15 protein-coding genes are annotated in these 15,884 nt (G+C 56.4%); 6 read left to right on the forward strand and 9 right to left on the reverse strand.

From position 1 onward, the window contains the following. Positions 1–53: 53 nt before the first annotated feature. The 5 genes from MOMUL_RS10545 (at position 54) to MOMUL_RS10565 (ending at position 5,476) form a co-directional block, all read left to right on the forward strand. On the forward strand, positions 54–584 hold the full coding sequence (locus tag MOMUL_RS10545) for an NADH-quinone oxidoreductase subunit NuoE family protein (RefSeq protein WP_062284766.1): 531 nt from the start codon (positions 54–56) through the stop codon (positions 582–584). After that, complete coding sequence (gene nuoF / locus MOMUL_RS10550) at positions 526–2,238, forward strand: NADH-quinone oxidoreductase subunit NuoF (RefSeq protein ID WP_084785598.1); 1,713 nt, start codon at positions 526–528, stop codon at positions 2,236–2,238. The genes MOMUL_RS10545 and nuoF overlap by 59 nt, the downstream gene beginning before the upstream one ends. Positions 2,239–2,257: 19 nt before the next feature. Next, positions 2,258–4,105 (forward strand): NADH-dependent [FeFe] hydrogenase, group A6, encoded by a 1,848-nt coding sequence (locus MOMUL_RS10555; protein ID WP_084785599.1) that lies wholly within the window; start codon positions 2,258–2,260, stop codon positions 4,103–4,105. A gap of 133 nt (positions 4,106–4,238) precedes the next feature. Then, entirely contained in the window at positions 4,239–4,604 is a 366-nt protein-coding gene (locus MOMUL_RS10560) for a hypothetical protein (RefSeq protein ID WP_062284768.1), read from the forward strand. Further along, a complete protein-coding gene (locus MOMUL_RS10565; protein WP_062284770.1) occupies positions 4,604–5,476 on the forward strand; it encodes a GGDEF domain-containing protein in 873 nt (290 codons plus the stop codon). Before MOMUL_RS10560 ends, MOMUL_RS10565 begins: the two co-directional genes overlap by 1 nt. 39 nt (positions 5,477–5,515) lie before the next feature. Here the strand turns inward: MOMUL_RS10565 and MOMUL_RS10570 are convergent, their stop codons facing one another. The 9 genes from MOMUL_RS10570 to MOMUL_RS10610 all read right to left on the reverse strand — a co-directional run bounded on the left by MOMUL_RS10570 (position 5,516) and on the right by MOMUL_RS10610 (position 15,177). After that, positions 5,516–5,794 (reverse strand): nucleotidyl cyclase domain-containing protein, encoded by a 279-nt coding sequence (locus MOMUL_RS10570; RefSeq protein ID WP_062284772.1) that lies wholly within the window; start codon positions 5,792–5,794, stop codon positions 5,516–5,518. Positions 5,795–5,923: 129 nt separating this feature from the next. Continuing rightward, a complete protein-coding gene (locus MOMUL_RS10575) occupies positions 5,924–6,928 on the reverse strand; it encodes an ABC transporter permease (RefSeq protein WP_084785600.1) in 1,005 nt (334 codons plus the stop codon). Next, a complete protein-coding gene (locus MOMUL_RS10580) occupies positions 6,909–7,913 on the reverse strand; it encodes an ABC transporter ATP-binding protein (RefSeq protein WP_236713084.1) in 1,005 nt (334 codons plus the stop codon). Before MOMUL_RS10580 ends, MOMUL_RS10575 begins: the two co-directional genes overlap by 20 nt. Further along, positions 7,883–9,022, reverse strand: a complete 1,140-nt coding sequence (locus MOMUL_RS10585) for a COG1470 family protein (RefSeq protein WP_064774395.1) — start codon at positions 9,020–9,022, stop codon at positions 7,883–7,885. Before MOMUL_RS10585 ends, MOMUL_RS10580 begins: the two co-directional genes overlap by 31 nt. 120 nt (positions 9,023–9,142) lie before the next feature. Continuing rightward, positions 9,143–9,754, reverse strand: a complete 612-nt coding sequence (locus MOMUL_RS10590) for a hypothetical protein (RefSeq protein ID WP_062284777.1) — start codon at positions 9,752–9,754, stop codon at positions 9,143–9,145. Beyond that, complete coding sequence (locus tag MOMUL_RS10595) at positions 9,747–10,304, reverse strand: sigma-70 family RNA polymerase sigma factor (RefSeq protein WP_062284778.1); 558 nt, start codon at positions 10,302–10,304, stop codon at positions 9,747–9,749. The genes MOMUL_RS10590 and MOMUL_RS10595 overlap by 8 nt, the downstream gene beginning before the upstream one ends. Positions 10,305–10,419: 115 nt before the next feature. Next, positions 10,420–10,863, reverse strand: coding sequence for an OsmC family protein (locus MOMUL_RS10600; protein WP_062284780.1), 444 nt, complete (start codon positions 10,861–10,863; stop codon positions 10,420–10,422). Positions 10,864–10,922: 59 nt separating this feature from the next. Continuing rightward, a complete protein-coding gene (locus tag MOMUL_RS10605; protein WP_062284781.1) occupies positions 10,923–11,786 on the reverse strand; it encodes an SWIM zinc finger family protein in 864 nt (287 codons plus the stop codon). A 115-nt stretch (positions 11,787–11,901) separates the two neighbouring features. Next, positions 11,902–15,177 (reverse strand): DEAD/DEAH box helicase, encoded by a 3,276-nt coding sequence (locus tag MOMUL_RS10610; RefSeq protein WP_062284784.1) that lies wholly within the window; start codon positions 15,175–15,177, stop codon positions 11,902–11,904. Positions 15,178–15,317: 140 nt separating this feature from the next. Between MOMUL_RS10610 and MOMUL_RS10615 the strand changes: the two genes are divergently transcribed. After that, positions 15,318–15,881 (forward strand): Chromate resistance protein ChrB, encoded by a 564-nt coding sequence (locus tag MOMUL_RS10615; RefSeq protein ID WP_062284786.1) that lies wholly within the window; start codon positions 15,318–15,320, stop codon positions 15,879–15,881. Positions 15,882–15,884 lie beyond the last annotated feature (3 nt).

Below are 15,884 nucleotides of genomic sequence, written 5' to 3' on the forward strand. Positions count from 1 at the left end.
TGAGAGTATGAAAAAAAACTCACTGCTTCAAACTAAGGCCGGAGGTAAGTCTTATGCTGGATAAATACAGCCGCCTCGATAAGGTCATTAAAGTCCACGGCCGGCAGCCGGGACAGCTCATCCGCATCTTGCACCAGGCCCAGGAAATCTTTGGGTATCTCTCGCCCGAGGTCCAGGCCTACCTGGCGGCAAAACTTAATATCCCCCTCGCGGAAATCGCCGGCGTAGTTTCCTTTTATTCTCTTTTTAACTCCGAGCCCAGGGGCAAGTATACCATCAGCGTCTGCCTGGGCACGGCCTGCTATGTTAAAGGCTCCCAGGAGATTTTCCAGGCCTTAAAAAACGAGCTGGACCTCGACGACGACGATACCACCCCGGACGGTCTCTTCACCCTGCGGTCCACCCGCTGTATGGGAGCCTGTGGTTTAGCGCCGGTGGTGGCCATCAACGACGACATCTACGGCCAGGTTAAGGCTGGCGATGTAGCCGGCATTTTATCTCGCTACCAGGCAAAGGAGTTAGCAGATGATCACGAGTACCAGCGACCTGCTGAACATCCAGCAACAGCACCTCCCCCTCATTGAGGCCCGCCTGGGCAGGGAAGAAGCTGCCGGGGAGCATCAAATCCTGGTCTGCGCCGGTACCGGTTGCAGCTCTTCCGGGAGCCACGGCCTGCGCGAGGAGTTAAAAAAGCAGGTGGAGGCCCACCAGCTCCAAGAAAAAGTAAAAATTATCAAGACCGGCTGCTTTGGTTTTTGCAAACTGGGCCCCATTGCTGTGGTCTACCCGGAAGGCATCTTTTACTGCCGGGTCCGGAAGGAGGATGCCGCCGCCCTGGTCAAGGGCTTGGCTTCCGGCCAGGTAATTACTCGCCTCCTTTATCGTGACCCGGCCACCGGACACCAGCCCCGGCGTATGGAGGAAATCCATTTCTTCCAGGCCCAGCACCGCATCGCCTTACGCAACTGCGGCCTCATCAACCCGGAGGATATTAACGAGTACATCGCCCGCGACGGTTACCAGGCCCTGGCTGAAGCCCTGACGCGCCGGCCAGAAGAGATCATCGCCGCTATCAGCGCCTCGGGTCTACGGGGGCGCGGCGGGGCCGGGTTTCCTACTGGTCGCAAGTGGGAGCTGATGGCCGCAGCCCCGGGCCGGCCCAGGTATGTGGTTTGCAACGCCGACGAGGGCGATCCCGGTGCTTTTATGGATCGCAGCATCCTGGAGGGCGATCCCCACAGTGTCCTGGAAGGGATGGCTATCGCCGGCTACGCCACTGGCGCCCGGCAGGGCTATGTCTATGTCCGGGCCGAGTACCCTATCGCCGTCGACCGTCTGGAAAGGGCCATCCGCCAGGCGCGCCGCGCCGGCCTCCTGGGGGATAACATCTTCGGTACAGGGTTTTCTTTTAACATTGAGATCCGGCTGGGAGCCGGGGCCTTCGTGTGCGGCGAAGAAACGGCACTCCTTCGCTCCATCGAGGGCCGCCGGGGCGAACCGCGGCCGCGGCCTCCCTACCCGGCCCAGGCCGGCCTCTGGGGCAAGCCCACCGTAGTCAATAACGTCGAAACCCTGGCCAACGTACCGGTGATTATCCGTAAAGGTGCGGAATGGTACGCCTCCTTCGGCACCAAAGGCAGCAAAGGCACCAAGGTCTTCTCCCTGGCCGGTAGTATCAACAACACCGGGCTCATCGAAGTGCCCATGGGCACCACACTGCGGGAGATAATTTTTGGCATCGGCGGTGGTATTCCCGGCGGGAAAAAGTTTAAAGCCGTGCAGACGGGCGGTCCTTCCGGGGGTTGCCTGCCTGAGGAGATGCTGGATACACCTGTAGATTATGAAGCCCTAACTGCTGCCGGCTCCATCATGGGCTCCGGCGGGCTCATTGTCATGGATGAAAGCGACTGCATGGTAGATATTGCCCGCTTTTACCTGGAGTTTTCCCAGGACGAGTCCTGCGGCCGCTGCACTCCCTGCCGCGTGGGCACCAAACGCCTGCTGGAGATCTTAAAGCGCATTACTTCCGGAGAGGGCACCATGGATGATCTCAAGCTCCTGGAAGACTTGAGCCACGACGTTAAGGAGGCCTCCCTCTGCGGTCTGGGCCAGACGGCACCCAACCCCATCCTTTCTACTTTGCGGTATTTCCGCCACGAGTACGAGGCCCACGTCCGGGATAAATACTGCCCGGCCGGGGTATGCCGCAATTTAACACGCCGGCCAGTTCTTCATTAATTAAAGGAGGCATCTACTTATGCCTGCTGACAAACTTATCTTCGATCCCGTTTCGCCCGTTAGCCAGGAGGATGAAGCCCCCCACCCCGTCGCAAGGAAAAAGGTGCGCTTCTGGATTGACGGCCGGGAAGTCGTGGCTGAGGAAGGTATTTCTGTCCTGGAGGCTGCTCACCGGGTGGGGATTGAGATTCCCAGCCTCTGTTACTTGAAAAACATCAATGAGATCGGCGCCTGCCGGGTGTGCCTGGTAGAGATCGAAGGAGCCCGGAACCTCCAGGCGGCCTGCGTGTACCCTGTCTCTGCCGGCCTTAAGGTCCGTACCAGTACGCCCCGGGTCCTCCGGGCCCGCCGCACTGTGGTGGAACTTTTGCTCTCCGATCACCACCGGGAGTGCACTAACTGCATCCGCAATCTCAACTGTGAGTTGCAGCACCTTGCCGATACCCTGGGGATCCGCAACATCCGCTTTACCGGCGAAACCTCCAACTACCCCATTTTCAATAAGAACCCTTTTATCGTCCGCGATTATAATAAATGTATTAAATGCAGGCGCTGTGAGGCCATCTGCAGCAAGGTCCAGGAAGTCCATGTCTATTCGGCCCAGAACCGGGGATTTGACACCGTCATTGCCCCGGCCTTTATGAAAGACCTTGCCGAAGTCGCCTGTATCACCTGCGGCCAGTGCGTCATCGCCTGCCCCACGGCTTCCCTGGTGGAAAAGGAGTGCATTGATGAAGTCTGGCAAGCCCTGGCAGACCCGGACAAATATGTGGTCGTCCAGACCGCTCCTTCCATCCAGGTTACCCTGGGAGAAGTGTTTGGCCTGCCGGTGGGCACTGTGGTTACGGGTAAACTGGTAGCCAGCTTACGACGGCTGGGCTTTGACCGGGTTTTCGCCACCGATTTTACGGCTGATCTGACCATTATGGAAGAGGCCCATGAACTCCTGGAACGGCTGGATGGCCGCGGCGGGCCCCTCCCCCTCCTCTCCTCCTGCAGCCCGGGGTGGATCAAGTTCTGCGAGCATTTCTACCCGGAATTTATCCCCAACCTCTCTACCTGCAAGTCACCCCATGAAATGTTCGGGGCCATTACCAAGACTTATTTTGCCCAGAAAGAAGGCCTGGACCCGAAAAAAATAGTGGTTGTGGCCGTCATGCCCTGCACGGCCAAAAAGTTTGAAGCCAGCCGCCCGGAAATGGGCAGCGGCGATTGGAAGGATGTCGATTTTGTGCTAACTACCAGGGAGCTGGCGCGGATGATCCGCCAGGCCGGCCTCAACTTTCGCCAGCTACCTGATGAAGAATACGACACGCCTTTAGGGATAGCCAGCGGCGCCGGCACCATTTTTGGCGCCACCGGCGGCGTCGTGGAAGCAGCCGTAAGGACGGCCTATGCCATCACCCATGGCCGCGAAATGGGGGTAATTGACTTTGAAGAATTCCGGGGTATCAGCGGCGTCAAAGAGGCCTGGGTAGAGTTAAAGGGAAGAAGGATTAAAGTGGCCATTGCCCACGGTACCGGTAATGCCCGGAAAGTCCTCGACCGCATGAAGGCCGGCGAGCAGTTTGATTATGTAGAAATTATGGCCTGCCCGGGCGGCTGTGTCGGCGGCGGCGGGCAGCCCATCTTTGGCAGCCGGGACCACAAGGAGATCTCCCTGGACTACCGCCACAACCGTGCCGATGCCCTCTACCGCATCGATTACTCCCGCCGCATCCGCCTGTCCCATGAAAACCCGGCGGTACAGAAAATATACGCCGAGTTTTTGGGCGCGCCCTTGAGCGAGACTGCGAATAAGCTTTTGCATACCCACTACACACCGCGGGGGCCTTTGCCGGGGTATGCGGTAAATCCAGTCCAGTAAATTCGCGACCAAGGTCACCGGTTAACATAGATATAACTTAACTAAAAATTAATATAAAACTCCATGGGCAAATTTAGTAAAAAGGGGTATAATATAATATGTGTTTTTGGGGAAGGAAGGGGGATATCTTTATTTGACACTCCAGGAAACGTCCCGCTCGCCGGAACCACAGCGTAAAGCCGACATCACCATAAAATTATCGGAATTTGAAATCCCTCCCATGCAGGACATCTTGCTCGTCGGTAAAAGGGCCCCTATCGGTCCCGAAGCCGTCAGGCGGATGGTTGATGCGGTTTCGCCGGAACAGTATGAAATAGTCCGCCTCAACCATGAAGTTTTTGAAGCAGTAGTAGTAAAAAAATCTCTTTTAAGACTCCTACCTAAAGAAAAGCTTTTACCAGTTGTAATCGATGAAGGAAACCGTATCGCCGACGACAAGATGGTGGTTAAAGCCCAGATAAATATTACCATCCAGATAAACAGGACGGTGGATTTGTAGTGCCCACGGTAGAAGGCCTGATAAGCCAGAAGCTTTATACCATCGACCCTCTGGCCAGTGTCGGCCGGGCGGCATCCATCATGGAACGTTATGGTATAGGTAGTCTACCGGTAGTAGAAGAGGGAAAACTGGTAGGCATCATCACTTCCAGGGATATAAAAAGATCTCATCCCAACCGGCTGGTTGCCGATGCCATGACCCGCAAAGTGATCACTGTACCGCCAACAGCTTGCCTCACAGAAGCGCAAAAATTAATGGCAAAATATAAAATTGAGCGTCTGGTAGTTACCAGGGAAAGTGATATTATAGGCATTGTTACCTTTGCCCAAATTATGTCGGAATTGGGTAAATATACCGATAGCCTTACCGGATTAAATAAAGCCGAAATCTTTTACGAAAAGGCCCTGGAGTTATTAAAAGAAGGCCAGGAGATTGCGGTAATCTTCCTGGATCTGGATAACTTTGGCTTTATTAATAAAGAGTACGGCCATATCTACGGCGACAATGTCCTGCGCCAGACTGCTTTAATCTTAAATAGCTTAATCGACAGCAATAAGGATACTTTATGTCGTTATGCCGGGGACGAATTTGCCGCCGTTACTACCAGGCCCCTGGCCGAAGCCGAAAAACTTGCCCGGCAAATGGTCCTGGCCCTTACTAATAAAAACTGGCCCGGGAAAATAAAGGTCGCCATTTCTGCCGGCGTAGCCGGAGGCCGCTGTTCAGAACTACGCAGTTCTGGTGAAGACAGTAGTTACATAGTTAAATACCTGGTCAATACGGCCAGTCTGGCTTCAACCAGAGCCAAAAAAGTGAAAAAGCCGGTAGTAGCTGTGGAGGCAATTGAGTTTAAAGAAACTGTAGGGATGTAGTATATTAGCCGGCGGGAGGTACTGGCCGGCAAAAACTGATCACCAGGAAGTTTTCTTTCTCATTTTCTCCTGGTACATTAAGAGGTCACTTTCTTTAAGCATTTCTTCCCATTTCCTGGTGCTTCCCGGTTCCCAGGTGGCAATCCCAAAGCTCAGGCTTAACTTGAAGCCCTCAGGATATCCCTCTTCCCTGGCACCAGCATTAAATGCCGCAATTTCTTCTTCTACTCTCGAATATCCTGGTATGATAAAAATATGTAACGGGTTTGCATATAAAGAAACAGCAGGTGCTCCATTATTCCTGCCGTTGAGGCACATCTGTCCTCATTTAGCTGGTAAAGGTACTCCACCAGTTGTTAATCCTCACGGGTGTAATAATGCAATTAGAAAATAAAAAAGAAAAAACCGGTGAAGATTTATCACCGGCAAAAGGAAAGATATTGCCGCCTAGCCGGCCCGTATTTCCTGGCGCATAAAGAAGTAATAGGCCAGGGCAAAGATCAGCATGGTGGCGGCGATAAGCCCTACCAGGTGCGGCCATATGAGGAGCAGGCTCTGGTCCAATGGCAGGCTCCCTGGGATGGCCCCTTCCAACTGCTGCACCAGTACCGGCCCCAGTGTCCTTACCCCAGGGTTGAGGAGGGTTACCGTAGCCTCATCATAAAGGGTTGTCGGCGACAGGCGGCTGAGGTCCTGTTTTAAGGTGGCGTTGTGCAGGATCCGGGCCGGCGCGGCGTCTTCACTTACCGGGAAGAGGCCGTCGGCGATGAGCCCTGCCAGCATCCCGGCGAAGAGGGCAAAAAACAGCCATACGGCTATACCCGCCAGGGCCGAGGTGGCGGTCTGGCGGAACAATAAAGAAAAGAGGAGGGAGACACTTAACCAAAAGGCTACATAAATAATGGTGACCAGGAGATAGATAAACAGCCGGCCGATTTCCTCCCCCGTGGGCGGAACGCCGATTAGCAGCAGCCCCAACCCGGCCACCAGGAACCCCAGGGCCAGGATGACCACGGCCAGAACTACCAGGCCGGCCAGGAACTTACCGTTGATGACATCGTCCCGGTAGATAGGCTGGGCGAGCAACCGGCTCAAGGTGCGCTTATTATGCTCACCGTTGATGGCATCAAAGCCCAGGGCCAGACCCAGCAGGGGTCCCAAAAAAGAAATAAAAGTGATAAAGGGTGGTAGGGACCCACCGCTGGTGGTAAAAAGGCGCAGGAAGACAAACTGGGGGTCCCCTTCCCCTGCTGCCTGGCGGATGCTTTGGGCTGCTACGTAAAAGGCGCCTACGCCGGCTACGGCCACCAGGAAAACCAGGATCGTAAAGCGGGTGCTGCTCAGGTTGTCCGCCAGTTCCTTCTGGAAAACAGTTTTCAGCCCGCCGCTAAACCACTCCTGCTGCCGCCACCAGACCAGCCATTCTTTCACCCTATCCTGCCATCGTCCCATGGTATCCCTCCCCCTGGAAATACTGGCGATAAATATCATCTAAATCATAACCTCGTGCCCTTAAATATAGCAGGGTAAACCCTTTGCCTGCCAGGTAAGGCACCAGCTCAGGGCGGATATCGCGTCCCGCGGCGCAGCGCAGCCGGATAAAGGCCCCGTGGCGCTCGACGGCGGTCACACCTTGAAGGGACCTGAGGGTAGAGAGCAGGTTGTCATTGTCCGGCTCGGCCTGCAATTCAATCTCCAGGGGCTTGCCGGCCATGACCTGGTGCCCGAGTAAAGCCACCGGCCCCGCTGCCAGGAGCCTGCCGGCAACAAAAATCCCCACCCGGTCGCAGATTTGCTGCACCTGGTGCAGGAGATGGGAGGAGAGGAGAACTGTTTTCCCGCCTTCCCGGGCCAGCCGGACAATGAGGGCCAGCAACTCCCGGACGCCCTCGGGGTCAATGCCCAGGGTGGGCTCATCGAGGATAATAATAGCCGGGTCCTTGACCATAATATCGGCAATGCCCAACCGCTGGCGCATCCCGCGCGAAAACTCCTTCACCCTGCGGTGGGCGAAATTGCTTAAACCCACCTGCTCCAGGCTTAAGGCCACGCGCTTTTCAGCTTCCGCCGGGGGAATCTGGTTCAGCCTGGCGGTATAGAGGAGGTTCTCCCGGGCCGTCAGGTCGTCATAGAAGCCGACATTATCGGGTAAATAACCTGCTATCCTTTTGACCTCCAGGGGATGGCGGGTAGCATCCAGGCCATTGACAAGAGCCTGGCCGGACGTCGGCTCGGTCAACCCCAGGAGCATCAATATCGTCGTCGTCTTACCGGCACCATTGGGCCCCAGGAGGCCAAAGATCTCCCCCTGCCTGATTTCCAGGTTGAGGTCCTGGACGGCAGTTATGGAGCCATAGCGCTTGGTAAGGTTGTGAGTGACAATGACCGCTGCCTGTCCTGCCATGGCTATCGCCGCCCGTACTTCCGGAAGGTCCACCCAACGGCACCAATAACGATGAGGACCAGGATTACCCCCACCAGGCCCCAGAGGGTAGAAGTGCGTACACTGACCCGGAAATCAGCGCTGCCGCTGGTTTCCTGGGCATTGGCCGAAAGGCTCACCACGTAATCACCGGCTATGGCCTTGGGCGAAGGTTTGATAAAAGCCGTTACCTGCTGGCTGGCGCCGGCCGGCAGCAGGTCAATCTTTTCGGGTTTGAAGGTAACCGCCCACCCGGTGGCTGCACTGGCGGCAAAGGTAATGTTGGCCAGGTCAGCGCTGCCGGTATTTTTCACCACCAGGGTTACCGGGCTCTCTCTTCCGGCAATGGCGTCAGCGTTCAAGCGGCCCGAGGGTGTAGTCAATTCCAGGCTGTAGTTGCCGGTAATATTGACTTTGAGAACAACCCCCGCTTTACTGCTCCCCGAGGTGGCCTGGATAGGAATATTATAAGTACCGGCCTTGACACCCTGGGGCGGCTTGACGGTCACATCCAGCCCCTGGCTCTTACCGGGCTTTAGACTTAAACTGGCAATCTGCTTACTGTCATAAGCCGGGCTAAAGGTCACTTGCCAGCCAGGGGGCGCCTGGGCGGCCAGGCTGTAGGAGCGCTCCTGGGCGCCGTTGTTGGTCAGGTCAACCCGGAACTGGAAGCTGGTACTGCTGGTACCGCTCAACACCGGGTAGTCGGTGGTCATCTTGTCGCTGCCAGTGGCCACTTCTTTAATAACCACCTGCAAGCCAAGCCGGGAAGTGGCTCCGGGTCCGGCGGCCTGGACCACAAAGTTGTAGCTACCCGGCCGGGCGGTTTCAGGCACTTCTACCTGGAAATCAACACTGGCCGGCTTGTCGTTACCGGCAAAGGCCTGGGTAACAATCATGCCCCCGCCTTTAAACACGGTCTGCCATTCTTTGGGGGCGGAAACAACTTTCAGATCAACCTTCTGGGGCACGCCACTATTGCGTAACTCCAGGGGAAAGGTGACCGTTTCCCCGGGTTGGGCCTCAATGCCCGGGAAGGCCGTAGACAAGAGCAGGCCGTTATTTGCCCGGGCTGGACCTACAAAGGGACTGAAGGACAGAGCCAGGGTAAATAAAAGTGTCATCAGGACTAACCATGGGCGTTGGCGAAGCAAAGCAATCCCCCCATCCAGTATAAATAATGCCACCTTAATAGACGACCAGGGCATGCGAAAGGTTACAACCTGCTCAAAAAAATGGGCGTTTTAACGCCCGGTGAGGGTAACTATATCCTGTTCCTGGTAAGGTATTACCTTCTCGCCATCAAACTCTAAAATCAGGTAGTGGTACTCCGGCCCCCATGGTTCCTGGTAAGTAATGAGGATCAAGGCGCCCCGGCTGGTGTCCGAACGCATCACCTGCAGGGGTAAGACCAGGTAGGCGTTAAGGGGCTGGGTATAGATAAGCTGCCAGCCTACGGGCTCCCGGCGCTTGCTGATGGAAGCCAGGAGCTGGTTGGAACCTTCCACCTGGCCGATGCTCACCAGGGCTTCAGGCTCCGGGCCGTTGAAGCTGACTACCCGGTACTGGAGGGGCTTAACTTTAAACTCTGCCGGCGGTCCGGGGGAAGTAACCGGCCATTGCCACCAGGCCAGGAATAAAAAGGCCAGCACCAGGGCCACTGCCCCGGCCAGGGGCCACTTTACCCACCGCTGCCGGGAAGACCTCGCAGTTACTTCTGGCACCGGTAAGAAAGCCACCCTGTTTTGTACCCGGTGCCGCATGGCAGCCGTAAAATGCCAGCCGGCCAGGGGCGGCGGGACTTTTCCCGGCAGTCCGGCCAGCAGTTTATCCAGGCGGTCCCGGTATTCAGGCATCACCCTCACCTGCCTGTAAAACTTGCTGCAAGTGCTGGCGGGCCCGGTAAAGGCGGATTTTTACTGTTGGCAGGGAAATGCCCAGGATTTTAGCTATATCTTTAAGACTCAACTGCTCGTAATAGTGGAGCCAGATTACCTCCCGGTAGATAACCGGCAAATTTAAAATGGTCTGCCATAATTCCTGCTGCTGCAGGCTGTCCAGGACCCGGTCCTCAACATTGGGCCAGGTAGGCCTCTGGAGTTTTACGGGTTCCAGGCGCTGGCGGCGGGTCTGGGCCCGCAGCTGGTCGCGGCAGAGGTTGACGGTAATATGATAAATCCAGGTGTAAATGGAACTGCGGCCCTGGAACTTATCCAGGTTGGTGTAAATCCGGATAAAAACCTCCTGGGCGACATCTTCGGCCCAGTAGCGGTCATGGAGATAGGAATAAGCCAGGTAAAGGACTTTATCGCCGAAACGGCGCATCAAATATTCCAGCTGTTGCTGGCGATTATCCAGTTCCAGGGAAGCCGCTTCCGGCTGGATAAAAGGCTCTGACATACCCATCTCCGTTTCCCTCCCCAGGGAGCTACCTGAAAATTATTTTAGCATTTCTTTGTCCTTCTTCAAAGCCTGCTGATAAAAACGGCCAGGGGGGGATAGCCCCTGGCCGCGGTTTGCCCTAAGGTGCCGGTGTTACCGGGCTGCGATTGCCGTTGATCTCATAACAGTAACTGATGGGCATGGCTTTCTTCAGCGTATTGACCATGCCACAGTATTTGCTTAAAGATAACTCAATGGCGTGCTTGACCTGGTCTTCAGGGAGGTCGGGCCCGGCCAGGCGGTAAACCAGGGTAGCAGCGTTAAAGACTTTAGGATGCTCTGGAGCCCGTTCAGCCTCGACGTCAATGGCAAAGGAAGCCAGGGACAGGCGTTTTTTCTTAAGGATGCTCAGGACATCCAGGGCCGTGCACCCGGCCATACCCATGAGCAGGACCTCTGAAGGCCTGGCTCCCAGGTTCTGGCCGCCGTGCTCGGGGGCGGCGTCCATGGTTACCTGCTGGCCGGAGGGCCCCAGGCCCTTTAAACACATGTGTTCCCCTTCCCAGGTTACGGTTACTTTCATCCTTTTCCCTCCTGGTGCTATTTTTTGCTATTATACACCAGGGGCGGGGCAGAAGCAATTTAGGGTTTAGTATGACTGGAATTGGTTGCGTCGCCATCTCCTGCATCATAGGCCAGCTCATAAGCCCGGCGGGAGATTTCCTGGTAATAGCTATTTAAAAGCTGGTAAAAATCCCGGGCATAGCGTCCTAAAGGAGGAGGACCCAGGCGCTTTAAAACCCCCTGGGGCACAGCAGGTGGGTGCATCTTAACCTGAAAGGCAGTCAAACCCTCCCCTGCCTGCCAGAACTCAACCGGGTGGACCGGCAACTCTGGTGGGAACCTGTTTTCTTCTGCAACCGGCTCCTTCTTTTCTGCTTCTTTAACCGGCAGGGATGGGCCACCGCCGGCAAGGGCTGCGCGCTTCTCCCTAAGAGCTTTTATTATTGCTTCTTTTTCCCGCCCGCGCAGGAGGAAAAGTAAGAAGGGGTCGCTATCAAACTTCTCCCCCAGCAAGTAATAGACGGCGGCGATATGCTTGCAGGGGTTGGCCCAGTCGGGACAGGAGCAGCTGGTGACGATATCCCCGGCAGCGCGGGGGAAGAGGGACAGGCTCACCCCGGTAAAGGCCGTCTCAATATCCTCCGGCATCTCGCCGGCCAGCAAGCGGGCAGCAAAAGCTGCCTGGCTGGCCAGGGCCTCGATTACCCGGTTCCATTCCCCGTCTGACAGGGGCTTGATTTTAATTTTAACGCTGTAGGGCTTGGGCCTGGTCCCCTGGACTTTAGCATTGACCACCCCCGGGGCGAGATCAATACTTAAGACGTTGCCCTGCCGGGCATAAGTCCGGCCCCGTTGCAGGCGGCTGGCCCAGCCAAAGGACTCCAGCACATCCAGCCAGCGCCTGGCCCACCAGTTGCTGCCGAAGTTGCGTCGTGAAGCCATTTTTTAACCTCCAAAAAATCCTGCCCACCAAAGCCTTCGCGAAGTGGCCTGCGGCTCAACCGTGAGGCTTAAGGTGAGGTTCAGCCCGGCGCAGGCAAAGGCCCGGTCACTACGCTTAAAGATCTATCCCTTTTTCCTTTAACGCCAGCAGTTCCCGCAACTCCCCTGTTGACAATTCCGTGAGCCAGCCTTCGCCGGTACCAATAATTTGCTGTGCCAGGGCGCGTTTTTCCTCGATCAGGTTGTCAATTCTTTCTTCCAGGGTCCCGGCGCAGATAAATTTATAAACCTGGACATTTTTCTTCTGGCCAATGCGGAAGGCGCGATCGGTGGCCTGGTCTTCTACGGCCGGGTTCCACCAGCGGTCAAAGTGAAACACATGGTTGGCACGGGTAAGGTTCAGCCCCACCCCGCCGGCCTTGAGGGAAAGGATGAAGAGGGGCGGTCCATTGTTTTCTTCCTGGAAACGCCGGATTAGCTCCTCCCGCCTGGCCCTGGCCAGGCCCCCGTGCAGGAAAAGGACTTCCCGGCCAAAGGTGGCCTCTAAATATTCCTGGAGCATTTGACCCATGACGGCAAACTGGGTAAAGATGAGGGCCCGTTCCCCTGCAGCCAGGACCTCTTCCAGCATCTCCTGGAGCCGGGTCAGTTTCCCCGACCGGCCGTCCAGGAGGCTGCCGTCACCCAAGAATTGGGCCGGGTGGTTGCAGATTTGTTTTAGTTTTGCCAGGGTGGCCAGGACCAGGCCTTTGCGTTCGATGCCGGTGGCGGCTTCTATCTTTTGCAGCATGTCCTGGACCACAGCTTCGTAGAGGGTAGCCTGCTCCCGGGTCAAGTGGCAAAAAACCTTGATCTCCTGCTTTTCCGGCAGGTCCTGGATGATAGCCGGGTCAGTCTTGACCCGGCGCAGGATAAAAGGTTGGACCAGGCGCTGTAACCTGCCCGCCCGCTCCCGGTCCCGGTAACGTTCGATGGGGATCATAAAACGGCTGCGAAAATCGGCCTGGCTGCCCAGGTAACCAGGGTTTAAAAATTCCATGATGGACCAGAGTTCTCCCAGGTGGTTTTCCACCGGTGTACCGGTAAGGGCGATTCTGAAGCCGGCCTTTAAGCGGCGGATGCTCCGGGTCTGCTTGGCTTCCGTATTTTTAATATTCTGGGCCTCGTCCAGCACCACCCCGTCCCAGTCTACGGCCATCAGGTCCCTTTCATCCCGGTGAACCAGGGTATAGGTGCTGATTACCAGGTCCTGCCGGGCCACTTCCCGGGTAAAAGCGTCACCGGCGAGGCGCTCACTGCCGTGGTGGAGGAGGACCCGCAAGGAGGGGGCAAAACGTGCTACTTCCCGCTGCCAGTTACCGGCCACTGAGGTGGGACAGATAAGGAGAACCGGGCCGGTTGCCATTCCCTGTTCCTTGCGGTGGAGCAGTAAAGCGAGGAGCTGGATAGTCTTGCCCAGTCCCATATCGTCGGCCAGGCAGGCCCCCAGGCCCAGTTCCGTAATAAACTTAAGCCAGGAAAAACCCCGCACCTGGTAAGGGCGGAGGCTACCGCGGAACCCGGATGGCTGGGGTAGGAGGGCAATTTTCAGGTTGTCGTGCACCTTTTCTAGAAGGGAAGCAAGGTAACCCTCGGCTTCAATACCCAGTAGAGGGAGACTGGCTGGGGCTATTTCGCCATCAGGTATCCCCTCACCTTGCTCTAGAGTTACCCCGCCCAGCAGGCTAACACGTAAAGCCTCGCCCAGGCTCATGGTGCCCGGGCCCGGTTGCTTTTTCCAGAACCTGTCCAGGGCCGCCAGTTCCTCTGGCCGGAGCTCCACCCACTGGCCCCGCACCTGGACCAGGGGGACCTTTAAAGCAGCCAGCCTGGCAAATTCCTTCCTGTCGATCACGGTATCCCCCAGGGCCACTTCCCAGTCATAATCAACCAGGGCTGCAGAGCCCAGCCTCCCGGGTGCAGCCAGCCTGTTCGTCCGGGAAGCGTTTTTGCCCCGCTCGCTGGCCTTCAGCTTTAAGCGCAGCCCCAGGCGGGATTTATGCTGCCCCCACCAGGAAGGTACCAGTACGCCAAAGCCGCTTTCAGCCAGGAGGCCAGCCGCTTCCCGCAAGAAAGTATAAGCTTCTGCCACAGTTAAGAGACAGCTTTCCGGGGAAGGGTCTTTCAGGCTTCTTTCCAGGGGCGGGAATAACCGTGCCGCCCGGCCCAGGTCGGCCAGGAGCCTTTCCTGGGGATTGGCGAAGCGCCGGTTCAGGAACTCCAGCACGCTGCCCCTTTCGCGCCAGACCTCTCCGGCGGGCACCAGGAGGCTGGGATCATCGCTGGCCTGGAGTAAAAATTGCAGCTGCCAGGAAGGTGGGCCTTCTTCTCCCATCCTTTCCGGTGGTTCCAGGCGGAAACAGGTGCGAAAGGCTACGGTCCCCGGCTGGCTGAACAGGGTCTTCGTCCAGCCATTGATTTGCTCCTTCAGGTCTTTCATTTCCAGCAACGGCCCGCTAAAGGTGGCTTTTTCTGCCGCCAGGGCCGCAGCCCACCTGGCCGGGATACTATCGTCACTAGAGCCTTTGACCCTCCCCTCCAGGGGCGAAGTCATTAACCAGTGCCGGGCCATGGCATCGACGGCGCCGTGCAGGAAATCTTCCACCAGGAGGTGAGGATGGGAGAACGGAGTACTCGCCTGGGCCCGGCAGGCGGGCGGCATACCGGCCGCCAGTAATTCCACCCGGCGGGCATCTTCCGGCTGGTCTAACAGGGCCCGCCAGGCTGCCCTTAATTCCTGCCTCAGCGGAGTTTTAGCCCCGGCCCTCTTCCCCGCCGGTGCTTTTACCTCCTCCAGCACCACCGGGACGATGCGTTCCCGGACCAGGAGTTCCAGGGCCAGCTTGGCTGCCAGGCTCCAAAACAGGAAATCGGGGGCTAAAATATTACCTTTAATTTGCCCTGGACTTCCTTCCCCCAGCCGGGTCAGGACATTGATAACCCATACCGGTGATACTGCCAGGCCTTTGACTTCCCAGGGGGTTAAGGCCGGGGAGCTTTCCCGTAAAGATTGACCCCTCCGGGTAATCTCGCCGCTACCGGGCAGATACCTTAGCTGCGGCGAAGGTAGCGGTCCAAGATTGGTTGAGGGGAGTAACAACTGGATTTTATCCAGGCCTGGCGGAATAAGGGGAATGCTTTTATAAAGGCCCGCGCTTAAATTTAGCAGGACGGTGATAAGTTCCTGGTCGGAAGCCTGAAAAGGATGAAGGGGCACTTTATTCTTAGCTGGCCTGGGGAGGTAGAGTTCCTTCTGCTGCCGGGCGGCGGCCAGGGATTCCCCCCAGACAAAAAAGCGGCCATTTACTTCTTTATTGCTATCTTTAACCCAGGTCCCATGGACGACAATCATTGCCAGTATGCTCCTGCTGAAATATATCCTGCAATTATTCGCCGCGAGGATTAATTTTTCCTGCCGTTCCCCCTTTAACCTTGACTTTTAATGCAACATCTGTTACATTGTAACTAATGTTACATCTATGGGTGAGATTAATGAACCAGGACATTACCAGCCCCGGCAACAAATGGCACCTGTTCATCTATAAAGTACCCGGTGAACCATCGAGCAAGCGCATTTACCTCTGGCGGGAACTCAACAGGCTGGGAGCCCTCTACCTGCAGCAAGCCGCCTGCCTGCTCCCGGCACGCCCCGGACTACTGGAAAAACTGGAACAACTAAAGACACGGGTAGAAGAATTCGAAGGCATTGCCTATCTCTTCCCCAATCTCAACCTTGATCCCGGGCAAGAAGCACAGGTAATAGAGCAATTCAGGGAGATGCGCAATAAAGAATACCAGGAAATAATTAAAGAGATTAACAAATACCTGGCGGAACTGGAAAAGGAAGTACGTATCCAGAACTTTTCTCCGGCGGAAATAGAAGAGGAGGAAGCCGAACTGGAAAAAATCGAACGCTGGTACCAGCGGGCCCGGGAGCGCGATTGGTATAATGCCCCCCTGGGTGAACAGGTCGCCTCCCTTATAGACGAAGCCCGGGTAGCCCTGACGAGGTTTACCACTCTTACCTATGGAGCCTTAAAAGAAAGGGAGGGTTAATTG

Source organism: Moorella mulderi DSM 14980 (genome assembly GCF_001594015.1).
GTDB classification, from domain to species: Bacteria; Bacillota; DSM-521; order Neomoorellales; family Neomoorellaceae; genus Neomoorella; species Neomoorella mulderi.